The organism is Pantoea sp. SGAir0215, from assembly GCF_043543215.1.
Genome location: NZ_CP028031.1, coordinates 1,515,555 through 1,537,901 on the forward strand (window position 1 = coordinate 1,515,555; position 22,347 = coordinate 1,537,901).

General features: G+C 57.1%; 22 protein-coding genes. 17 read left to right on the forward strand and 5 right to left on the reverse strand.

Going from position 1 to position 22,347, the window contains the following annotated elements; genetic code table 11:
• The first annotated feature begins 128 nt into the window (after positions 1 to 128).
• The 10 genes from hpxU (at position 129) to katG (ending at position 9,661) form a co-directional block, all read left to right on the forward strand.
• On the forward strand, positions 129 to 968 hold the full coding sequence (gene hpxU / locus C1N64_RS07050; RefSeq protein WP_039338586.1) for a MurR/RpiR family transcriptional regulator HpxU: 840 nt from the start codon (positions 129 to 131) through the stop codon (positions 966 to 968).
• A 192-nt stretch (positions 969 to 1,160) separates the two neighbouring features.
• Positions 1,161 to 1,946, forward strand: a complete 786-nt coding sequence (locus tag C1N64_RS07055; protein WP_394515356.1) for a transporter substrate-binding domain-containing protein — start codon at positions 1,161 to 1,163, stop codon at positions 1,944 to 1,946.
• A gap of 10 nt (positions 1,947 to 1,956) precedes the next feature.
• Positions 1,957 to 2,622 carry an amino acid ABC transporter permease gene (locus C1N64_RS07060; RefSeq protein ID WP_394515357.1) on the forward strand — a complete coding sequence of 222 codons (666 nt, stop codon included), beginning with the start codon at positions 1,957 to 1,959 and terminating at the stop codon, positions 2,620 to 2,622.
• Positions 2,622 to 3,278 carry an amino acid ABC transporter permease gene (locus C1N64_RS07065; RefSeq protein ID WP_394515496.1) on the forward strand — a complete coding sequence of 219 codons (657 nt, stop codon included), beginning with the start codon at positions 2,622 to 2,624 and terminating at the stop codon, positions 3,276 to 3,278. Before C1N64_RS07060 ends, C1N64_RS07065 begins: the two co-directional genes overlap by 1 nt.
• Complete coding sequence (locus C1N64_RS07070) at positions 3,259 to 3,990, forward strand: amino acid ABC transporter ATP-binding protein (RefSeq protein ID WP_006118029.1); 732 nt, start codon at positions 3,259 to 3,261, stop codon at positions 3,988 to 3,990. Before C1N64_RS07065 ends, C1N64_RS07070 begins: the two co-directional genes overlap by 20 nt.
• A gap of 21 nt (positions 3,991 to 4,011) precedes the next feature.
• On the forward strand, positions 4,012 to 5,247 hold the full coding sequence (locus tag C1N64_RS07075) for a pyridoxal-phosphate-dependent aminotransferase family protein (RefSeq protein WP_006118030.1): 1,236 nt from the start codon (positions 4,012 to 4,014) through the stop codon (positions 5,245 to 5,247).
• Entirely contained in the window at positions 5,244 to 6,497 is a 1,254-nt protein-coding gene (gene hpxK / locus C1N64_RS07080) for an allantoate amidohydrolase (protein ID WP_054632954.1), read from the forward strand. The genes C1N64_RS07075 and hpxK overlap by 4 nt, the downstream gene beginning before the upstream one ends.
• Position 6,498: 1 nt before the next feature.
• Complete coding sequence (gene uraD, locus C1N64_RS07085; RefSeq protein WP_054632955.1) at positions 6,499 to 6,993, forward strand: 2-oxo-4-hydroxy-4-carboxy-5-ureidoimidazoline decarboxylase; 495 nt, start codon at positions 6,499 to 6,501, stop codon at positions 6,991 to 6,993.
• Entirely contained in the window at positions 6,990 to 7,325 is a 336-nt protein-coding gene (uraH, locus tag C1N64_RS07090; RefSeq protein ID WP_054632956.1) for a hydroxyisourate hydrolase, read from the forward strand. The genes uraD and uraH overlap by 4 nt, the downstream gene beginning before the upstream one ends.
• Before the next feature lie 137 nt (positions 7,326 to 7,462).
• Positions 7,463 to 9,661 carry a catalase/peroxidase HPI gene (gene katG / locus C1N64_RS07095; RefSeq protein ID WP_054688100.1) on the forward strand — a complete coding sequence of 733 codons (2,199 nt, stop codon included), beginning with the start codon at positions 7,463 to 7,465 and terminating at the stop codon, positions 9,659 to 9,661.
• Between the two features lie 36 nt (positions 9,662 to 9,697).
• Here katG and C1N64_RS07100 read toward each other — a convergent pair whose 3' ends face one another.
• The gene (locus tag C1N64_RS07100; protein WP_394515358.1) at positions 9,698 to 10,471 is read right to left on the reverse strand and encodes an amidohydrolase; all 774 of its coding nucleotides are present in this window, start codon (positions 10,469 to 10,471) and stop codon (positions 9,698 to 9,700) included.
• Positions 10,459 to 11,619: a pyridoxal phosphate-dependent aminotransferase gene (locus C1N64_RS07105; RefSeq protein WP_006118036.1), complete on the reverse strand. Its 1,161-nt coding sequence runs from the start codon at positions 11,617 to 11,619 to the stop codon at positions 10,459 to 10,461. The genes C1N64_RS07100 and C1N64_RS07105 overlap by 13 nt, the downstream gene beginning before the upstream one ends.
• Before the next feature lie 115 nt (positions 11,620 to 11,734).
• Between C1N64_RS07105 and C1N64_RS07110 the strand changes: the two genes are divergently transcribed.
• The 3 genes from C1N64_RS07110 to C1N64_RS07120 are packed head-to-tail and all read left to right on the forward strand — an operon-like array spanning position 11,735 to position 13,573.
• Positions 11,735 to 12,349: a methylthioribulose 1-phosphate dehydratase gene (locus C1N64_RS07110; protein WP_394515359.1), complete on the forward strand. Its 615-nt coding sequence runs from the start codon at positions 11,735 to 11,737 to the stop codon at positions 12,347 to 12,349.
• On the forward strand, positions 12,346 to 13,029 hold the full coding sequence (mtnC, locus tag C1N64_RS07115) for an acireductone synthase (RefSeq protein WP_394515360.1): 684 nt from the start codon (positions 12,346 to 12,348) through the stop codon (positions 13,027 to 13,029). Before C1N64_RS07110 ends, mtnC begins: the two co-directional genes overlap by 4 nt.
• Position 13,030: 1 nt before the next feature.
• Positions 13,031 to 13,573: a 1,2-dihydroxy-3-keto-5-methylthiopentene dioxygenase gene (locus C1N64_RS07120; RefSeq protein WP_039338570.1), complete on the forward strand. Its 543-nt coding sequence runs from the start codon at positions 13,031 to 13,033 to the stop codon at positions 13,571 to 13,573.
• Positions 13,574 to 13,620: 47 nt separating this feature from the next.
• Here the strand turns inward: C1N64_RS07120 and mtnA are convergent, their stop codons facing one another.
• Positions 13,621 to 14,643: an S-methyl-5-thioribose-1-phosphate isomerase gene (gene mtnA, locus C1N64_RS07125; protein WP_033738539.1), complete on the reverse strand. Its 1,023-nt coding sequence runs from the start codon at positions 14,641 to 14,643 to the stop codon at positions 13,621 to 13,623.
• A gap of 137 nt (positions 14,644 to 14,780) precedes the next feature.
• Here mtnA and mtnK point away from each other — a divergent pair, with 137 nt between their 5' ends.
• Positions 14,781 to 15,980, forward strand: coding sequence for an S-methyl-5-thioribose kinase (gene mtnK / locus C1N64_RS07130; protein ID WP_394515361.1), 1,200 nt, complete (start codon positions 14,781 to 14,783; stop codon positions 15,978 to 15,980).
• A 31-nt stretch (positions 15,981 to 16,011) separates the two neighbouring features.
• On the opposite strand, the gene fadE is transcribed toward mtnK, so the two are convergent.
• Positions 16,012 to 18,459, reverse strand: coding sequence for an acyl-CoA dehydrogenase FadE (gene fadE / locus C1N64_RS07135; protein ID WP_367143274.1), 2,448 nt, complete (start codon positions 18,457 to 18,459; stop codon positions 16,012 to 16,014).
• Positions 18,460 to 18,711: 252 nt separating this feature from the next.
• Here fadE and lpcA point away from each other — a divergent pair, with 252 nt between their 5' ends.
• Complete coding sequence (gene lpcA, locus C1N64_RS07140) at positions 18,712 to 19,290, forward strand: D-sedoheptulose 7-phosphate isomerase (protein WP_039338565.1); 579 nt, start codon at positions 18,712 to 18,714, stop codon at positions 19,288 to 19,290.
• A 53-nt stretch (positions 19,291 to 19,343) separates the two neighbouring features.
• Positions 19,344 to 20,117 (forward strand): class II glutamine amidotransferase, encoded by a 774-nt coding sequence (locus C1N64_RS07145; protein ID WP_006118044.1) that lies wholly within the window; start codon positions 19,344 to 19,346, stop codon positions 20,115 to 20,117.
• Here the strand turns inward: C1N64_RS07145 and dpaA are convergent.
• Positions 20,082 to 20,822 carry a peptidoglycan meso-diaminopimelic acid protein amidase gene (dpaA, locus tag C1N64_RS07150; protein WP_033738547.1) on the reverse strand — a complete coding sequence of 247 codons (741 nt, stop codon included), beginning with the start codon at positions 20,820 to 20,822 and terminating at the stop codon, positions 20,082 to 20,084. The genes C1N64_RS07145 and dpaA overlap by 36 nt on opposite strands.
• A gap of 246 nt (positions 20,823 to 21,068) precedes the next feature.
• Here dpaA and dinB point away from each other — a divergent pair, with 246 nt between their 5' ends.
• On the forward strand, positions 21,069 to 22,124 hold the full coding sequence (gene dinB, locus C1N64_RS07155) for a DNA polymerase IV (RefSeq protein WP_006118046.1): 1,056 nt from the start codon (positions 21,069 to 21,071) through the stop codon (positions 22,122 to 22,124).
• Positions 22,125 to 22,347 lie beyond the last annotated feature (223 nt).

Genomic DNA, 22,347 nt, shown 5'->3' on the forward strand with positions numbered 1-22,347 from the left:
AAGCAAAAGGTTAAGCAAGAGCCGTTCCAGTTTTTAAGAAGACAACGTCTCTGGACAGGTTTATCTGGCCCAAATTATGCTAGCTTCTGTGGCAATCCCGCGATTGAAACAAAAGTTACAGGACCTGAATGAAACAGCTTGATGAGCGACTCAGAACGCATTACCCCCAGCTTTCGCCGCAGGAGCAGCGTATAGCCGACTTTATTTTTGACCACTTTGATGACCTGATTAGCTATAACAGTGCCGAGCTGGCACGCCTGAGCGGTGTCTCAAAAGCCACGGTGAGCCGACTGTTTAAGCGCCTGGGCTATGACAAATATAAAGACATGCGCGATGAGCTCCGTACCCTGCGCCAGAGCGGTATGCCGTTAACGGATAACCGGGATGCGGTACAGGGAAATACCCTGCTGTCGCGGCATTACAAGCAGGAAATGGCCAATCTGACACAATGGGTTAACAGCATTGATCCCCAGCAATTCGCCGATGTCATCGCCCAGCTGGCGCAGGCAAAGCGTATCTATATTGTTGGCATGCGTAATGCCTATCCGGTGGCGCTGCATCTGCGTCAGCAGCTCATTCAGACGCGTGCTCAGGTGCATATTCTGCCCCAGCCGGGCCAGACGCTGGCAGAGGATTTGGTGGACATCACGCCGGAGGACATGGTGGTCGTGATTGCGTTTCGCCGCCGCACCCGCATTATTCAGCCGTTAATGCAGCAGCTGCAAACCGCAAGGATTCCGGTACTGGCGCTGTGTGAGCCCCAGGCGCAGAGCGTGATTTCACTGGCGCGCTGGCAATTTTGCGCCCCGCTGGACAGCGTCTCCGCCTTCGACAGCTACGCCTCGGCCATGAGCCTGGTGAACCTGCTCGCCAACGCCCTGCTGCATGAATTACTGGCGCTGGGGCGGCCGCGTATTCACCAGATTGCCGATCTCTATCAGCACCTTGATGAGCTGGAGCACCGTTAGCAGGCACCATTTTGGTGCTTTGCCCCTTTTTGGATCGTCTCCCGGGGTGACTCGGGAATCGCATCACGCTTAGTAAAAGCCGCCATTTCAGCGTTAATCCGCATTTATCTCCCTCCCGTTGCGTTGGCACATTAGTTGCAGAATGCCAATTATAAGAATCTTTTGTTTCACATAATCTCACCGGGGTGCATAATGAAAAAAGTATTAATGGCCGTTGTCGCGGCAGCCGTACTGATGGCACAGGCAGGCAGCGTGCTGGCGGATCAACTGCAGGACATCCAGAAACGCGGCGTACTGCGGGTGGCAGTGCCGCAGGATTTCCCGCCGTTTGGCTCCGTGGGGACCGATCTGCAACCGCAGGGCTATGACATCGACATGGCAAAGTATCTGGCCACACAGATGAAACTTAAGTTGCAACTGGTGCCGGTCAGCAGTGCCAACCGTGTGCCTTATCTGCAGACGGACAAGGTGGATCTGGTGATCTCCAGCATGGGGAAAAATCCTGAGCGTGAAAAGGTGATTGATTTCAGCCGGGCTTACGCGCCGTTCTTTCTGGGCGTTTTTGGACCTAAAGGCGATCATCTGAAAGATCCCGCGGCGCTGAGCGGCAAGTCGGTGGGTGTCACCCGTGGTGCGGTGGAAGATATGGTGCTGAGCGAGGTGGCACCGAAAGACGCGCAGGTGAAACGTTATGAAGATAACAACACCACGTTATCAGCCTACCTCTCCGGACAGGTGCAATATGTCGCTACCGGCAACCTGGTCGTCGCAGCCATTACGCGTCAGAACCCGGCTAAAGCCCCTGTTGCGCAGTTCATGCTGAAAGACTCGCCGTGCTATATCGGACTGAAAAAAGACGAGCCGGCACTGAAAGAGAAAGTGAATGCGCTGATCGACCAGGGCATTAAAGACGGCACGCTGAACAAAATGTCCGAAGAGTGGCTGAAAGCGCCGCTGCCAGCCAACCTGGGCGCATAAGGACGGGGCAATGACCGGGCAACTTAATTTCCCTGCATTATTGCCGTACTGGCCGGAGTTGCTCTCCGGCCTGTGGGTAACGATCCAGTTAACGGTGCTGGCGACGGTCGGCGGCGTCAGTATCGGTATTATCGGCGCGGCGCTGCGCAGCGGTAAACCCAGTTGGTTAAGCCGCCTGTGGGGTATCTATGTCGAACTGATTCGTAATACGCCGTTTGTGGTGCAGCTGTTCTTTATTGTGTTCGGTTTACCCAACCTGGGGCTGAAACTCACCGCAGGCGAAGCCGCACTGCTGGCGATGCTGGTTAACCTGGGTGCCTACAGCACGGAAATTATCCGGGCGGGCATTCAGGTCACGCCAAAAGGGCAGTGGGAAGCCGGTCGGGTGCTGGGATTAACGCGCAGCCAGACCTTTCTGCGCGTGGTGTTGCCACCGTCGCTGCAACGGATTTATCCGGCGCTGGTGAGTCAGTGCATCATTGTGATGCTGGGATCGTCGGTCGTCTCGCAGGTCTCCTACGAGGAGCTGACCTTTGCCGCCAACCTGATTCAGTCACGCACGTTTTTGAGTTTCGAAGTCTACTTGGTGACCACGTTGATCTACCTGGCGTTGTCGATAGTAATGCGTCAGCTGCTGCTGGCGATTGGCCGCAAGTGGCTGGGGGTGCAGGCATGATGACAACCTTTACCGACTGGGACATCGTGCGCAACCTGCTGCTGGCCGCGCGCTGGACGATTGCCCTGTCGCTGGTGGCCTTTTTAGGCGGTACGCTCGTGACGTTACCTCTGCTGTTTTTACGTCTGTTAAAGCGTAAATGGCTGACGCGAATCATTTGCGCGTACACCGAGCTGTTCCAGGGCACACCGCTGCTGATGCAGCTGTTTCTGGCTTTCTTTGGCGTCGGGCTGTTTGGCATCGACGTTGCGCCCTGGACCGCTGCGTCGCTGGCGCTGACCTTTTATACCAGCGCCTATTTGCTGGATATCTGGCACGGCAGTATTCAGGCGCTGCCAAAAGGGCAGTGGGAAGCGTCACGCTGCCTCGGCCTGAACTTTGGTCAGACGCTCACGCGGGTGATTGCGCCTCAGGCGATCCGCATTGCGATTGCCCCGACAGTGGGGTTTGCCGTGCAGGTGATTAAAGGCACCGCGCTGGCCTCCATTATCGGATTTGTCGAGCTGACCAAAGCCGGCACCATTTTGAATAACGTGACTTACCAGCCGTTTAAAGTCTTTGGGCTGGTGGCACTGGGCTACTTCCTGATGTGTTATCCGCTGTCGCGTTACAGCCAGTATCTGGAGAAACAATTCAATGCCGCTCATCACCATTAATCAGGTCCAGAAGTATTACGGCACCAACCATGTTTTGAAAGGCGTGGATCTGGATATCGATATGGGAGAAGTGATCTCGATTATCGGTCGCAGCGGTTCCGGCAAAAGTACACTGTTGCGCTGCATGAACGGGCTGGAAGGCTATCAGGATGGCAGCATTAAACTCGGCGGCATGACCATCACCGACCGCGACTCACAGGCGCGCGAAATCAGCCGCTCCGTAGGGATGGTATTTCAGAACTTCAACCTGTTCCCACATATGACGGCGCTGGAAAACGTCATGCTGGCACCGCGTCGGGTTCTGAAAAAAAGTCAGGCCGAGTGCCGCGAACTGGCAGCCCGTATGCTGGAAAAAGTGGGGCTGGGCGAGCGGCTGGATTATTACCCGTCCAGCCTGTCAGGCGGACAGCAACAGCGCGTAGCCATTGCCCGTGCACTGGCCATGGAACCCCGGGTATTACTGTGTGATGAGATCACCTCAGCCCTGGACCCGGAGCTGGTCGGCGAAGTGCTGAAAGTGCTGGAGCAACTTGCCGCCGAAGGCATGACGTTAATTCTCGTCACCCATGAAATGAACTTCGCCCGCGATGTGGGCGATCGTGTGGTCTTTATGCATCAGGGGCGCGTCTGGGAACAGGGGGACAGCAAAACACTGTTTGCCCATCCGCAGACGGCGGAGCTAAAGCAGTTTATTTCCTCTGTGCGTCTGTGAGTGCTTAACAAGGAATTCACTATGGATATCTCTCAATTTTCGCAAATTAATCCGCCTCAGCGCCTGTTAATGGGCCCCGGCCCGATCAATGCCGATCCGCGTGTGCTGCGCGCGATGTCGAGCCAGTTGCTCGGACAATATGATCCGGCGATGACCCATTACATGAATGAAGTGATGGCGCTCTATCGCGGCGTGTTCCGCACCGAAAACCGCTGGACGCTGCTGATCGACGGTACCTCACGCGCCGGTATTGAAGCGATCCTGCTGTCGGCGATTCGCCCTGGCGATAAGGTGCTGGTGCCAGTCTATGGCCGTTTTGGTCATCTGCTGTGTGAAATCGCCCGTCGCTGCCGGGCCGATGTGCACACCATTGCGGTGCCGTGGGGAGAGGTGTTTACGCCCGATCAGATCGAAGATGCGATTAAAAAAGTAAAACCGCGTTTGCTGTTGACCGTACAGGGCGATACCTCAACCACTATGCTGCAGCCGCTGGCGGAGCTGGGGGCGATCTGCAAAAAATATGGTGTGCTGTTTTACACCGATGCCACGGCATCGCTGGCGGGCAATGCGCTGGAAACCGATGCATGGGGCCTGGACGCGGTGTCCGCCGGCATGCAGAAATGCCTGGGTGGCCCGTCCGGAACTTCGCCGATCACGCTGAGCGATGAGATGGCAGCGGTGATCCGCCAGCGCAAATGCGTAGAGCAGGGGATCCGCACGGATGCGCACCAGGATGGCGATGACGAGATGATCTACTCCAACTATTTCGATCTCGGCATGATCATGGATTACTGGGGCCCGGAACGCCTCAATCACCACACTGAAGCGACCAGCGCCCTGTTCGGCGCGCGTGAATGCGCGCGTCTGATTCTGCAGGAAGGGCTGGATAACGGGATTGCGCGCCACAAGCTGCACGGCGAAGCGATGTTAAAAGGCATTCAGGGGATGGGGCTGGAAACCTTTGGCGATCTCAGCAACAAAATGAGTAACGTGCTGGGCGTAGTGATCCCTCAGGGCGTCAATGGCGATGAGGTCCGTAAGCTGATGCTGGAAGATTTCGGCATTGAAATCGGCACGTCGTTTGGTCCGCTGCATGGCAAAGTCTGGCGCATCGGCACGATGGGTTACAACGCGCGCAAAGACTGCGTGATGCAAACCCTGGCCGCGCTGGAAATGGTGTTGTCGCATGTCGGTTACCGCACGCCACAGGGCGCGGGCTCGCAGGCGGCATGGAACCACTACGGGAGCCATGCATGATGATGAATGCCAGCGAGGCTCAGGTTGCCGCCCGGCGCGTGATGGCGCGCTGTGATGCGCTGGCTGAGATCAGTGAAAGCGAACAAGGGCTGACACGGGTTTATCTGTCGCCGGAACACCTGCGTGCCAACGCGCGCGTCGGTGAGTGGATGCAGGCCGCCGGTATGACGGTCTGGCAGGATGAAGTCGGCAATATCTGCGGCCGCTACGACGCGGCCCAGCCTGGCGCACCTGCGCTGCTGCTGGGCTCGCATCTGGACACGGTTCGTAATGCGGGCCGCTATGACGGCATGCTGGGCGTGCTGAGCGCGATTGAAACCGTGCAGTGGCTCCACGATCGCCAGCGTCGCCTGCCCCTGGCCATTGAAATCATCGGCTTTGGTGATGAAGAAGGCACGCGTTTTGGCATTACCCTGCTGGGCAGTCGCGGCATTACCGGCACCTGGCCTGACAGCTGGCCGACCCATCCTGACGGCAATGGCATTACGGTGGCACAGGCGATGCAGGATGTCGGCCTGGACGCCAGCCAGATCTCACGCGCCGCGCGTAACGTCAGCGACATCGTGGCCTATCTTGAACTGCACATAGAGCAGGGGCCTTGCCTGGAGCAGGAAGATCTCGCGTTGGGTGTGGTTACCGCGATCAACGGTGCCCGTCGCCTCAATTGCTGTTTCACCGGTGAGGCCGGTCATGCCGGAACCGTACCGATGGCGCATCGTAAAGACGCGCTGGCCGCTGCCGCAGAGTGGATGGTATTCATCGAGCATACCACGCGCGAGCAGACTTCACCGCTTGTCGCTACGGTGGGCACGCTGAACTGCGCGCCGGGCGCGGTGAACGTCATTCCGGGGGAGGTGCATCTGTCTCTGGATGTGCGTGGACCCGAGGACGCGCCGCTTGAATCGTTGCTGTCCTCGTTGCTGACCCAGGCGGAAGCCATTGCACTGCGTCGCGGTTTAACCTTTAGCGCGCAGGAGTATTACCGTATCGCGGCAACGGCCTGCGATGCCGGATTGCAACAGGCGCTGAGCCACGCGGTAGAAACCGTTCAGGGACGCTGCCTGGCGCTGCCCAGCGGGGCGGGTCATGATGCTATTGCCATTGCAGAGCGCTGGCCGGTGGGGATGCTGTTCGTGCGTAACCACCGCGGCATCAGCCACCATCCGGCAGAATCGGTGAATGAAGCCGATGTCGCGCCAGCGGTTCAGGCCTATTTGCAGACGATTTGCCTCCTTGCGGAGCAGCATTAATATGGATCTGGATACCTTTAACCAGTTACCGGAAGCCGCTGCACAGCTTGCCCTGTCCCACTGCGTTGCGCTGCCGCACTGGCAGCTGGCGCTGGTGGCGGCCCGCCCGTTTCACAGTCTTGATGCCCTGCTGACTGAAGCACAACGGCTGACACAGGACTGGCAGGAGGACGATCTGAATCAGGCGCTCTCCGCTCATCCACGTATCGGGGAAAAGGCGCAGGGCAATGAGAAGGAAAAACAGTTGTCGCGTAGCGAACAGGCGGCCATGCAACACGCAGACGACGCGTTACATCAGGCCATGGTGCGGGGCAATCAGGCATATGAGGCGCGCTTTAACAGGGTATTTTTGATTCGGGCCAAAGGACGCAGCGCACAGACGCTGCTTGATGAACTCACGCGGCGGCTGGACAACAGCCCGGAAACCGAGCAACAGGAAGCCCTGGCGCAGTTGCGGGAAATCACCCTGCTGCGCTTAAAGGAGAGTTTTTCATGAGCACCATCAGCACTCACATTCTGGATACGGCGCTGGGAAAACCCGCGCCGGGCGTTGCCATGTTGCTGGAACAGCACACGGCACAAGGCTGGACTCCCTGTGCACAAGGCGTCACAGATAACGATGGTCGTCTGAAGGATCTGACACCTGAGCCACTTGCGTCTGGGCAGTATCGCCTCACGGCAGATATTGGCGCCTACTTTCGCGCGGACGGACGGGAAACCTTATACGTCAGCGCACAAATTGATTTTGTCCTCACGGAAAGCGGCAGCCATTACCACTTGCCCTTTTTGATATCCCCCTGGAGCTGGTCCACCTATCGCGGCAGCTGACGGGTCCATCGGGCGCAGCTTTTTTTTCGCTGCGCTTGAAAGCTAATGGCTATCAATACCTTCGGCCCATCCGACTATATTCCTGCTAACGCCAGGGTTATCTTAGCGATGACAATGTGAAGGCAACGGAGCCGATAATGAGCACGCCAAAAGATAATGATGTAGCCGCTTCAGGTAAATGTCCCTTTCATCACGGTAAATCGGAAGAAGAAAGCGTTCTGGCTCGTGGAGCCGGTAGTGGTACCAGCAATCGCGACTGGTGGCCAAATATGCTGCGCGTGGATCTGCTGAACCAGCACTCCAACCGCTCTAATCCCCTCGGCGAGAACTTCAACTACCGCGAAGAGTTCAGCAAACTGGACTATTCCGCACTGAAAGCCGATATCCGGGCGTTGCTCACCGACTCCCAGTCATGGTGGCCTGCCGACTGGGGCAGCTACATTGGTCTGTTCATCCGCATGGCGTGGCACAGTGCCGGCACATACCGCACTATCGATGGCCGTGGCGGCTCCGGTCGTGGTCAGCAGCGTTTCGCGCCGCTGAACTCCTGGCCTGACAACGTCAGCCTGGACAAAGCCCGTCGCCTGCTGTGGCCGGTCAAACAGAAATACGGCCAGAAAATTTCCTGGGCCGACCTCTATATTCTCGCGGGTAACGTTTCGCTGGAAAACTCAGGTTTCCGTACCTTTGGTTTTGGTGCCGGTCGTGAAGACGTCTGGGAACCGGATATGGACGTGGACTGGGGTAACGAAACCGAGTGGCTGGCCCACCGTCATCCCGAAAGTCTGGCTAACGCCCCGCTGGGCGCAACCGAAATGGGGCTGATCTACGTGAACCCAGAGGGGCCTGAAGCCAGCGGCGATCCGGCATCTGCCGCGCCAGCGATTCGCGCCACCTTTGGCAACATGGGCATGAACGATGAAGAGATCGTCGCGTTGATCGCAGGCGGGCATACGCTGGGTAAAACCCACGGTGCGGCGGCGGCCAGCCATGTTGGCGTCGATCCGGAAGCGTCACCCATCGAAGCTCAGGGCTTTGGCTGGAACAACAGCTACGGCAGCGGTGTCGGTGCCGATGCGATTACGTCGGGTCTGGAAGTCGTCTGGACGCAGACGCCAACTCAGTGGAGTAACTACTTCTTTGAGAACCTGTTTAAATATGAGTGGGTGAAAACCCATAGCCCGGCAGGGGCCATTCAGTATGAAGCCGTTAACGCAGAAGCCATTATTCCGGACCCGTTCGATCCTGAGAAAAAGCGTAAACCCACCATGCTGGTTACGGACCTGACGCTGCGTTTTGATCCGGAGTTCGAGAAAATCTCTCGTCGTTTCCTTAACGATCCGCAGGCCTTTAACGAAGCCTTCGCCCGCGCCTGGTTTAAACTGACGCACCGCGATATGGGGCCAAAAGCACGTTACATCGGGCCAGAAGTGCCGAAAGAAGATTTACTGTGGCAGGATCCGTTACCGCAGCCGACTCATCAGCCCACGCCAGCGGATATCAGTGAGCTGAAGGCGAAAATCGCGGCGTCAGGTCTGAGCGTGAGCCAGCTGGTTTCAGCGGCCTGGGCATCGGCATCAACCTTCCGGGGTGGCGACAAACGTGGCGGAGCGAACGGTGCCCGTCTGGCCCTGGCACCGCAGAATAGCTGGGCTGTGAACGCCAGCGTGATTAACGACGTGTTACCAAAACTGCAGCAGATTCAGCAGGAATCCGGCAAGGCCTCGCTGGCTGACGTCATCGTCCTTGCGGGCAGCGTCGGTATCGAAATGGCCGCCGCCGCTGCGGGCGTGGCCGCGCAGGTCCCCTTTACGCCAGGTCGTGTGGATGCTCGTCAGGATCAAACCGATGTCGAATCCTTTAACGTGCTTCAGCCGCTGGCGGACGGATTCCGTAACTATCGTCGCGTGAAAGGCGGCTCGTCAACCGAAACCCTGCTGCTGGACAAAGCACAGCAGCTGACGCTGAGCGCGCCGGAACTGACGGTGTTACTGGGTGGTCTGCGTGTGCTGGGGACCAACTTTGACGGCAGCCATCATGGCGTCTTTACTGACCGCGTCGGCGTCCTGAGTAACGACTTCTTCGTAAACTTGCTGGATATGCGCACCGCCTGGCGTGCGACCGACAGCAGTGAAGAGATCTTTGAAGGCCGTGACCGTCAGAGTGGCGAAGTCAGGTTCAGCGCCACGCGTGCCGATCTGGTGTTCGGTTCCAACGCCATCCTGCGCGCCCTGGCGGAAGTCTATGCCAGCAGCGATGCGAAACAGAAGTTTGTTGCTGACTTCGTGGCGGCCTGGACAAAAGTAATGAATCTGGACCGTTTCGACCTGCAATAACTGACTGAAGCGCCCCCGGCCTGGCCGGGGGCGCTTTTATTCTGCCAGCGTAAAGCCATCCGCATCGCGCCACGCCGGAAACCGCTCGCGATAAGCCTGCAGATCGGCAAGCGACAGCGACGTCTCAACCTTACCTGCCGTAAAGGGCTCACCTGCAGCCAGCACCTCGCCTTGCGGTGAAATAATTCGGCTGTCCCCACTGTACTGATGTTGGTTGCCATCGCTGCCCACGCGATTGCAGCCCGCGACAAACGCCTGATTCTCAATCGCCCGGGCCAGCAGTAGCGCCTGCCAGTGCAGCGCGCGCGGCGCAGGCCAGTTGGCCACATACAACGCCAGATCGTAATCATTTTGGTTGCGCGAAAAGACCGGAAAGCGCAGGTCGTAACAGATTTGCGGCAAAATGCGCCAGCCGCGCCACTGAATCACCGTGCGCGCCGTGCCCGCGACGTAATGCTGCTGTTCATCCGCCATGCGAAACAGGTGTCGCTTGTCATAGTGATGCAGCGTGCCATTCGGCTCAACCAGCAAAAAACGGTTCACGGCACCTGCTGGCGTTTGTATCGCGGTACTGCCGCCCACCAGCGCATTCGTGCGCTTCGCATGGCGGTGTAACCATGTCACGACCTGCTGTTGCGGCAGGGCCTGCTGTGCAGCCTCCATCGCAAAACCGGTGGTGAACATCTCCGGCAGAATAATCACATCCCGGTCTGTCATGTCAGCCAGCAGATTATCGAAATGGCGCAGGTTAGCCTCGCCATCCATCCACGTCAGCGGCGCTTGCAACAACGTAATGGCTAGAGACGACATAAGCGCTCCGCTGCGGCGTCGAGCGTCGCTTCCTGTTTTGCAAAGCACAGCCGGATCAGTTTGTGTGGGAAAGGCGCTTCACAGAAGACCGACAGCGGGATCGCGGCCACGCCCACTTCGCGCGTCAGCCACTGGCAAAACTGCACGTCATCCAGCGCCGATATAGCGCTGTAGTCCGCCAGCAGGAAGTAGGTGCCTTCGCACGGTAAAATGCGGAAACGGCTACGGCTCAGTGCCTGTATCAGCCGGTCACGGCGCGCGCGATAGAAGTCGGGCAGCTCACGATAATGTTCAGGATGCTGGCGCAGCATATCGGCAATCGCCAGCTGAGCGGGTGTGTTGACGGAAAAAGTGAGGTACTGATGGATCTTGCGGATTTCTGCGCTGATCGCCGCGGGGGCGACGCAGTAACCCACTTTCCAGCCGGTCATGTGAAAGGTTTTGCCAAACGAGGAAACCGCCACCGCACGTTGACGCAGTTCGGGGTGCGCCAGCACGCTGGCATGACCGTCCCTGGCAAAACAGATGTGCTCATAAACCTCATCGCTCAGCACATAGATTTCCCGGTCAGCAATCGCCTGCCATAAGGCCGCATAGTCCGCCTGGTGCCAGACGCTGGCTGAGGGATTATGTGGCGTATTTAAGATAACCAGTCGGGTTTTATCGCTTAACAGCGCGGAGAACGCCGGCCAGTCAACTGCAAACGTGGGCGGCTGCAGGGTGAGGCGTTTCAGTACGCCGCCCGCCAGTTGCACCGCGGGCGCATAGCTGTCGTAACTGGGATCGAAACAGATCACCTCGTCACCCGGGCGAACCAAGGCAGTGATCGCGGCATACAGCGCTTCGGTTGCGCCTGCGGTCACGGTGATGTCGCTGTTCACATCGGGACGATAGTCGTACAACGCAGCGGTCTTGTCGGCAATGGCTTCGCGTAACGGTTGTGCGCCGGTCATGGGGGCATACTGATTGGCACCCTGACTGACATGATAAGCCAGCCTGTCCTGCAGGTAGCGCGGACCATCAAAATCCGGAAAACCCTGGGAAAGATTGATGGCGTTATGCTGCTGTGCCAGCGCGCTCATCTGCGTGAATATCGTGGTGCCGAGGGCGGGTAACTTGCTCTCAGGCGTGAGGATGGATTGCGTCATGATTAGGTTGCCTTACGCGCAAAAACGGTTACGGAGAAACGCTGAGTTGCTGCCACTATAAACAGGATGCTAGTATTTGGCAATCAAGACGCTTAGACGGCTAAAAGGAAGAGTAATGTCCGATTCTCATGCTTTAGATCAGCTGGTTGCCGCCTGTCACTGGATAGGTGCGAAGGGCTGGGCGCCCGCCACCGGCGGCAATATGTCGGTGCGCCTGGATGCGCATTTCTGCCTGCTCAGCGAGTCAGGCAAAGATAAAGGCAGCCTGACGCGGGATGACTTTATTCAGGTCGACATTGCCACCAGCCAGGCACCCTCGGGTCGCAGGCCTTCTGCCGAGACCGCACTGCACACGCTGATCTACCGCCTGTTTCCGGAGGCGGGTGCAGTACTGCATACGCACACGGTCAATTCCACCGTTCTGTCGCGCATAGAGCAGGGCGCGGCGCTACTGCTGTACGGCTATGAGATGCAAAAGTCGCTGAGCGGTCAGTCCACGCATGAGGATACCGTGGCGATTCCGGTGTTTGATAACCGCCAGGATGTTGCCGCGCTGGCGTCAGAAATTGAAGATTATGCAGCCCGTTTTCCGCTGCGTTACGGCTTTCTGCTGCGTGGCCATGGCCTGACCTGCTGGGGCAACGATGTGGCAGAAGCGCGCCGCCATCTGGAAGGGCTGGAGTTTTTATTTGAATGCGAACGTCAACGTCGCTTGCTGGAGAAGGCATGATTAAGGCCATTGTTACCGATATTGAAGGCACCACCAGCGATATCCGTTTTGTACATAACGTCCTGTTTCCCTATGCCCGTGCCCATCTGGCCGACTATGTGCGCCAGCATCAGGCGCAGCCCGCCGTTCAGGACGCGCTCAATGCCGTGCGTACGGAGGCCGGACAGCCCGATGCCGACGTCGACAGCGTGATCGCCATCCTGTTTTCTTACATGGATGAGGACCGCAAATCGACCGGCCTGAAAGCGCTGCAGGGGATGATTTGGCGCGAGGGCTATCTGAGCGGGCGTTTTACGGGGCACCTTTATCCGGATGTCCTGCCTGCGCTCACGGCCTGGCACGCGCAAGGCATTAAACTTTATATATATTCCTCTGGCTCGGTTGCCGCGCAGAAATTGTTATTTGGCTACAGCGACGAAGGTGATATTACTGGTTTGTTTAGCGGTTACTTTGATACCCACGTGGGCGCCAAGCGCGAGGTGGCATCGTATCAAAACATCGCGGCGCAAACGGGCTTGCCGGCCGGACAATTGCTGTTCCTCTCTGATATTCATCAGGAGCTGGACGCCGCCAGACAGGCTGGCTGGCACACGTTGCAGCTGATTCGTGACGCGGCGGATGATGAAAGCCATCATCGTCAGGTCGCTGATTTTTCCCAGATTAACCCGGAGTCGATTTGAAATGAGTGCACTGACCATTTTTAGCGATAGCGATCCGAGCCAGCCGTTGTGGCACAGCACCGATCCCGAGGCGATCCGTGAGCGTCTGAACGCCAAAGACGTTCGCTTCGAGCGCTGGCAGGCAGACCGCGATCTGGGCGAGAATCCCGATGCGGAAACGGTGATCAACGCCTATCAGCACGCTATTGACCGCCTGGTCGCCGAAAAAGGCTATCAGAGCTGGGACGTCATCAGTATGCGGGCAGACAATCCGCAAAAAGACGTGCTGCGCCAGAAATTCCTCTCAGAACATACGCACGGTGAAGACGAAGTGCGGTTCTTTGTCGAAGGCGCCGGGCTGTTCTGCCTGCATCTGGACGGTGAAATCCTGCAGATCCTGTGCGAAAAGAACGATCTGATCTCGGTGCCCGCAGGCACGCCGCACTGGTTTGATATGGGCTCATCCCCGCATTTCACGGCGATTCGTATTTTTGATAATCAGGAAGGCTGGATCGCCAACTTCACAGGCGACAGGATCGCCGATGCCTACCCGCGCCTGGCGTAGTCATGACGGTGCGTTCTGCAGGCGGCTGACTCAGCCGCCCGTTTTGTTTACTGTGGCTGAAAAACGCCAGCAGCCACCTGCGCCGGTGTGATCACGCCGGTATCCAGTACCCAACCACTGATGAGCGCCGCAGGCGTGACATCAAAGGCCGGATTAGAAACCTGCGCATCCGCGGGCGCCCACTGCACGCTGCCGAAGCTTCCCGACACACCGGTAACTTCACTGGCGGCACGCTGCTCAATCGGGATGGCATCCCCTGTCGGGCATTGACGATCCAGCGTGGTATGCGGCGCGGCAACATAAAACGGAATACCATGATAGTGCGCCAGTACCGCCAGGCTGTAGGTGCCGATTTTATTCGCCACGTCACCATTGGCGGCAATACGATCCGCGCCGACCCAGACAGCATCAACCTTGCCCGCCGCCATCAGGCTGGCGGCCATCGAATCCGTGATCAACTGGTAAGGCACACCCAGCTCGCCCAGTTCCCAGGCGGTTAAGCGTCCTCCCTGCAACAGCGGGCGCGTTTCATCAACCCAGACATTGTGAACGTGGCCTTGTTGATGCGCACGCGCGATAACGCCCAGTGCCGTACCCACACCCGCAGTCGCCAGACCGCCGGTGTTGCAGTGGGTTAACAACTGACTGCCGGGTTTGACCAGCGCACTGCCGGCATCGGCGATGCGATCGCACAGCTGTTTATCCTCATGCACCAGACGCAACGCTTCTTCCACCAGGCTCGTTGCCATTTCTGGCTGCGCCAGCGCCTGTTTCATACGATCAAGGTTATTCATCAGGTTTACGGCAGTAGGGCGGGCGGCCCGCAGGGTGTCCAGCGATTGCGCCAGTTGCTCGCGTGATTCCCCCTGTTCTGCCAGCAGGGCCAGCAGCAGTGATGCAGATAAACCAATTAACGGCGCGCCGCGCACCCGCAGGGCATGAATATGGTCAACCAACTGCGCCACAGTATGGGCGGGCAGCCAGTTCTTTTGCTGAGGCAGGGCCTGCTGATCCAGTATCCAGAGCTGGTTGTTGCGAACCTGTAAGCTTGTGGTTTGGAATGTCTGCATTGTCGGTGAAATCCATGTTGCGTTGATGACGGATATTGTGCCAACATGCGTAACGGATGTATAGACGTCTGAACGGCTTGTTACGAAAGATTAATCAGCTCCGGCGCACACCGGCGTTTGTTGATGAGGAAAGGTCAATGTCGCAATACCGTACGTTCACCGCTGCTGATGCGGTTGAATATGCCAAACAGTTTGGTGGGCTGGAAGATCCCTCGGTTTTACGCAGTGCGGAAGAGATTGGTGATGGTAACCTCAACCTGGTGTTCAAAATTTACGACGACCAGGGCAACAGCCGCATTGTGGTCAAGCAGGCGTTGCCCTATGTGCGCTGTGTGGGCGAATCCTGGCCGTTAACTCTTGATCGTGCGCGTATTGAAGCGCAGACGCTGGTCGAGCATTACAAATATTGCCCGCAGCACACGGTCAACGTCACGCATTACGATGCAGACCTGGCGGTGATGATCATGGAAGATCTGTCCAGTCACCGTATCTGGCGCAGCGAGCTGGTGAAGGGCGTTTACTATCCGGAGGCGCCACGTCAGCTTGGCGAATATCTGGCCCAGACGTTGTTCCATACCTCAGACTTCATTCTGCATCCGCATGTGAAAAAAGCCGAAGTGGCGCGCTTTATCAATCCCGAACTGTGTGAAATCACAGAAGATCTTTTTTTCAACGATCCCTATACCGACCATGTGCGTAACAGCTACCCCGAGGCGCTGGAACCCCTGGTGGCATCGCTTCGTACCGATGAGGCGCTGCGCATTGCTGTCGCCGGGCTGAAGCACCGTTTCTTCAGTCATGCAGAAGCCTTACTGCATGGCGATATCCACAGCGGCTCCATTTTTGTGGCCGACGGTAGCTTAAAAGCGATCGACGCAGAGTTTGGCTATTTTGGACCGATGGGATTTGATGTCGGTACGGCATTGGGCAATCTGCTGATTAACTACTGTGGCTTACCAGGGCTGCTGCCGCCCCGTGAAGCCGCGGATGCGCGCGAGCAGCGCCTGAGCGACGTGCATGATGTCTGGCAGACCTTTGAAACGCGTTTTCTGGCGCTGGCGGAGAGCAAGACGCAGGATGTGGCCATGGCTTATCCCGGCTATGCGCAGGCGTTTCTGCGTAAAGTGTGGGCAGATACCATTGGCTATTGTGGCACCGAACTGATTCGCAGAACCGTTGGCATGTCGCATGTGGCGGACATGAAACTGATTCGGGATGAGGAGATGCGGACTGACTGCATTCGCAATGCGATTACCCTGGGCCGCACCCTGATTCTGGCGGCCGGGCACGTGGACGATGTGGATGCACTGATTGCCCGCATCCGCCAGGCGGGATAAAAAAAGGCCGACGTGATGTCGGCCTGATGGGTTATGCCGCCTCGCTGGGGCGCGCGGGCTTAGTCACATCCTGTCTGACCGGCACGGCCAGCGCATCGGGCTCAAACTCGTCCACGTTGATTGAACGCAGACGGCTCTCTTCGGCACGCTTCAGCACCTCTGCCTCTTTCTGATCGATCCAGCCCTGTTCCAGCGCCTGTTTAGCCAGCGCATCCAGGCGCGTAAACGAGAGGTGTTTTTTCTGCTGCTTGCACAGGCGATCGTGAATCACCTCAGCCGCCATCACATCCTGTAGCGCCTGCTCTAACTGGCCCGCCGGATTATGCTCGCTGGGAGCCAGATACTGACCACGACCTAAGCGCGTACGCGTCGCCGACGGCACCTGCAGCATTTTTGCCAGCTTATGATCCAGGCGATCGGACGGTGCTGGGCAGTGCTGACCACCGGCAAAGACCACCAGGCGCATGACGCCAGCGACCAGACGGTTCGGGAAGTTGCTCAGCAGATCGTCCATAGCTTTCTCGGCTTTGTGCAAGGCATCCTGCACGCCCCAGTGCACCAGCGGCAGATCGGCTTCATGACGGCCTTCATCCTCATAACGTTTCAGCGTCGCCGAGGCCAGATACAGCTGGCTCAGCACATCGCCCAGGCGCGCTGACATACGTTCGCGACGTTTCAGGCTACCGCCTAACACCGCCATGGACACGTCCGACAGTAACGCCAGATTGGCACTGATACGGTTCAGGTGCTGATAATAGCGACGGGTGGCATCACGCGTTGGCGCGGCGCTGGTGCGTCCGCCCAGAAGGCCCAGCCACAGGCTGCGCATCGCATTGCTGCCAACGTGGCCAATATGGCTAAACAGCGCCTTATCAAAGCCCGCCACATCATTGCTGGCGGCGGCCGCCATTTCCTGCAACACATACGGATGGCAGCGGATAGCACCCTGGCCAAAGATGATCATACTGCGGGTCAGGATATTCGCGCCTTCCACGGTAATGGCGATAGGGGCACCCTGATAAGCCCGGGCCAGGAAGTTGCTGTCGCCCAGCATGATACCTTTACCCCCGGCAATATCCATTGCATCGATAATTGACTGTTGGGCGCGGTGGGTACAGTGATATTTCACAATCGCAGACAGCACCGCAGGTTTCTCGCCCTGCATAATGCCGGTGGTAATCAGCGTCGCGGCAGCGTCCATCACGTAGGCATTACCGGCAATGCGCGCCAGGGGTTCTTCAATCCCTTCCATTTTACCGATAGACAGTTTGAACTGACGGCGGATATGCGCATAGGCGCCTGTGGCCAGCGCTACGCTTTTCAGGCTGCCGGTTGAGTTAGACGGCAGGGTGATTCCACGGCCCACCGACAGACATTCCACCAGCATCCGCCAGCCCTGTCCGGCCATTTCCGGGCCACCGATAATGAAATCGATCGGCACGAAAATATCTTTACCGCGGGTTGGGCCATTCTGGAACGGTACGTTAAGCGGGAAATGGCGATGGCCGATTTCCACGCCCGGTGTGCTGGTGGGGATCAGGGCGCAGGTAATGCCCAGTTCGTCTTTGTCGCCCAGCAGATGGTCGGGATCGGAAAGTTTAAACGCCAGGCCCAGCACAGTGGCAATCGGGGCCAGCGTAATATAGCGCTTGTTCCAGGTAAGGCGCATGCCCAGCACCTGCTGGCCCTGCCACTCGCCCATGCACACAACGCCCGTATCCGGAATCGCTCCCGCATCTGAACCGGCTTCCGGGCTCGTCAGGGCGAAACAGGGGATTTCATCGCCACGCGCCAGACGCGGCAGATAGTGGTCTTTCTGTTTTTCCGTTCCGTAATGTTGCAGCAGTTCGCCAGGGCCCAGTGAGTTAGGCACGCCCACGGTAATCGCCAGAATGCCTGAGACGCCGGCCAGTTTCTGCAACACGCGCGCCTGTGCATAGGCAGAGAACTCCAGGCCGCCGTACTCTTTCTTGATGATCATGGCAAAGAAGCGATGGGCTTTCAGATGCGCCCACAGTTCTGGCGGCATATCGGCCAGTTCATGGGTAATCTGGAAATCATTTGCCAGACGACAGGCTTCTTCTACCGGCCCGTCAAGAAACGCCTGTTCTTCCGGCGTCAGTCGCGGTTGCGGGTAGTTATGCAGTTTCTGCCAGTCGGGTTTGCCCTGAAACAGGTCGCCTTCCCACCAGGTAGTGCCCGCATCGATCGCCTCTTTTTCCGTACGAGACATCGGCGGCATCACCTGCTGAAAGCGGTGCAGCATTGGTTTGGAAAACAGGCTGCGGCGCAGGCTGGTGAGATTCAGCGGTAACAGGATAATCGCCAGCGGCACAAGCAGCCACGGCGTCCAGAGATGGACCACCGCCATTGCTGCGGTCCACAGCAACAGGATGACGCTGCTGAGCAGCAGCGAGATGCGGTGATAGAACAGTGCGCCAGTCAGCAGCACTGTAGCAAGAATCGAGACAACCATCATAATGAAGTGCTCCGTAAGTAGTAAGAGGTCTGACCTGTTATGATGAAGGTGTAATTCAGATGAGGGCATTTATCAATTTGTTTACATCGCAATTACAACCTGACTCACAAAATCAGCGAAAGCGCGAGCAACGCCCAGGCTGTGGTCGCGAAAAAGCGCGGCGCGAAAAGGATCCGGCGGCGTGATGCTATGCGTGCGTCAGCCATTCCGTTAAACTTGCTGCGATTACCCTCTCCTACAAAGGACAAGTCTATGTATCAGGACATTATTCGTTCAGAGCTCAACGAAGCTGCAGAAACGTTGAATAACTTTCTGAGTGACGACGCGAACATTCATACCATCCAGCGTGCTGCGGTGATGTTGGCGGACAGCTTCAAAGCGGGCGGCAAAGTGCTCTCCTGTGGCAACGGCGGATCACACTGTGATGCGATGCATTTTGCGGAGGAACTGACGGGCCGTTACCGTGAAAATCGTCCGGGCTACCCGGCGATTGCCATTTCAGACGTCAGCCACCTTTCCTGTGTGAGTAATGATTTTGGTTATGACCATGTCTTTTCCCGTTATGTAGAAGCGGTAGGGCGCCCGGGCGACGTGTTGCTGGGGATTTCAACCTCAGGTAACTCGGCTAATATCATCAAAGCCGTTGAAGCGGCGCGCGCCCAGGGGATGAAAGTGATCACGCTGACCGGTAAAGATGGCGGTAAAATGGCCGGCAGCGCGGACATTGAAATTCGTGTGCCCCATTTCGGTTATGCTGACCGTATTCAGGAGATCCACATCAAAGTGATTCATATCCTGATGCTGCTGATTGAAAAAGAGATGGTCAGGTAACAGCGTGTGTCGCCTCCTGACCGACAGGAGGCTTTTACTCTAAGGCGGTTGCTATGTGCGAATTGCTCGGGATGAGCGCTAACGTCCCCACCGATATTTGTTTTAGTTTCACCGGACTGGTGCAGCGCGGCGGCGGAACAGGGCCGCATAAAGACGGCTGGGGCATTACGTTTTATGAAGATAAAGGGTGCCGCACCTTTAAAGATCCCTTGCCGAGTTTTAATTCCCCCATTGCGCGCCTGGTGCAGGAATATCCCATCAAATCCCATTCCGTCGTGGCGCACATTCGCCAGGCGAATCGCGGCCCGGTTTCGCTGGAAAATACGCACCCGTTTACCCGGGAGTTATGGGGACGCAACTGGACCTATGCCCACAACGGACAACTGAAAGGTTACCGGCAACTGGAAACCGGCACGTTTCGGCCAGTGGGCGAAACCGACAGCGAAAAGGCCTTTTGCTGGATTCTGCATAAGCTGGCCACGCGCTATCCGCGCACGCCGGGAAACTGGCCTGCGGTTTTCCGCTACATCGGCGAGCTGGCGAGCGAGCTGCGGCAAAAGGGCGTGTTCAACATGTTGCTGTCGGACGGGCGCTATCTGATGGCCTTCTGCTCGACCAATCTGTTCTGGATCACCCGCCGTGCCCCTTTTGGCCGGGCGCAGTTGCTCGATCAGGATGTGGAAATTGATTTCCAGAAACATACCGGGGCGAACGACGTGGTCACGGTCATTGCCACACAGCCGCTGACGGGGAATGAAACCTGGCACCGGATCGTGCCAGGCGAGTGGGCCTTATTTTACCTTGGAGAGCGCCAGGAACGACTGTGATGCCGCTTCGGGTTGGGTGATGACCGGGCTGCTGTTCATCACATATCTGCCGCTGGCAACATTGACTGTCGGCGGTTGATGATACTTCGCAAAGTAGACGTAACCCGGCTGAAGCTGCTTCCAGAAATCCGCGTAGGTCGAATAACGATGGCGCTGCATGTTGCTGTCCGTCATGCGGAACGGATAAATTGCAATGTTCACTTCCTGCTGACCATTACGCAATGCCGCGTTCACATACGTGAAAATCTGATCCATATAGGCATTGGTCATGGCGTAGCAGCCAATCGACTTACAGTCGCCGTGAATCATCAGGTAGTTGCCGCTGTAGCCCTGGTCACGGTCGTATTGATTCGGAAAGCCAATATTAATCGCGCGATAGAAACGGCTGTCCGGTTTAAGCTGATTCAGTTTTACGCTGTAGAAACCTTCCGGGCTTTTAAAATCGCCTTCACGGCGTTTTGGACCCAGACCGCCCGAAAAATTGCAGATGCGGTAAGTATCCAGCAAGCGGTATTCGTTACCAATCTTGCCGTACAGCTCAAGTGTCCGCTCTTCCTTAAAGATCTGAATATAAACCGGCGTGCCGATTAGCTGTTTCTTTAACTCTTTACTCACAGGGGCCAGTTGCTGAACCGGCTCGGGAGTCATTGCCATGCTGAGGGCTGGCAGTAAAAGCATCGCAAACAGAAGTGCGATTTTGCCCATGCTGTGTATACCTTGAAGTGAAGAAGAACAATGGCGCGTTATGTGCGCCTCTGTTTGCATTATCGGAACTTTCCGCTACCGCAGCGCAACATTAAACATTGTCTGTTTTTTTAGCAATACAGCACGGCGCAAAATGTCCATTTCTTTAGCGGAATGACGCCAAAAATTTGTAAACTTTGTTTGTTATTGCAAGAAATATTGCACAAGCCTTTCCGAGCTGTATACTTATCCAGTACTGGAGGGGCGATGCGTAAGATCATTCATGTTGATATGGACTGCTTTTTTGCGGCGGTGGAAATGCGTGACGATCCCTCATTACGCGATATTCCCATGGCCATCGGCGGCAGCCGCGATCGACGTGGCGTTATCAGTACCGCTAATTATCCGGCCCGCAAATATGGCGTACGCAGCGCGATGCCGACCGGTATGGCCTTAAAGCTTTGTCCGCATCTGCGTCTACTGCCCGGACGGTATGACGTCTATAAAGAAGCCTCCAGTCAGATCCGCGCCATCTTTTCGCGTTATACCTCGCTCATTGAGCCACTCTCACTGGACGAAGCCTATCTGGATGTTACCGACAGCCAGCACTGTCAGGGATCGGCCACGCTTATCGCGCAGGACATCCGCGCCACCATTTTTCGCGAAACGCAGCTCACCGCCTCTGCGGGCATCGCGCCCATAAAATTCCTTGCCAAGATCGCCTCCGATTTAAACAAGCCTGATGGTCAGTATGTGATTACACCGGCCCAGATGTCCGATTTCTTGCTGGCCTTACCGCTGGCAAAAATTCCCGGTGTAGGAAAAGTTTCAGCAAAAAAGCTCGAAGAGCTGGGTCTGCACACCTGCGCGGACGTGCAAAAAGCCGATTTGGCGCTGCTGCTTAAGCGTTTTGGCAAGTTTGGCAGAGTGTTATGGGAGCGCAGTCACGGCATTGACGAACGGGGCGTGGTGGTTGAACGCGAACGAAAATCGCTGGGTGTGGAGCGGACGCTGGCTGACGATATCGACAGTTGGGAGCGCTGTCTGGAAATTATTGATTACCTCTATGCCGAGCTTGATCGTCGCCTGACGCAGATTCGACCCGATAAGCACATTGCTCGCCAGGGCGTGAAGCTGAAGTTTAGTGATTTCCAGCAGACCACTCAGGAACATGTCTGGCCCGTGCTCAATAAAGAGGACATGATTGCCGTGGCCCGTAAGACCTGGGACGAGCGCCGCGCCGGACGTGGCGTCCGGCTGGTGGGGTTGCATGTGACGCTGGTGGATCCGCAGTTGGAGAGGCAGTTGCTGCTGGGATTATAGAGGGGGCGCTTTCGTGTTGAGTGGGGGGAGATTACGGTTGTGCTCCGGCTCCATGAAACCTCTGCCTGTGGGATCGTGTTACTGATTTGGTGTGGTGTTGTCTGAGGTTTTGTCTGTTTGCCCGCGGGGCGGGGGAGATTACGATCGTGCACCGGGAATTTTCCGCCCGCCAGGCGACAGGGAGTTTCAGCCAGTCCGTGCAGGCGGCCGGGTTAAGGGGCTT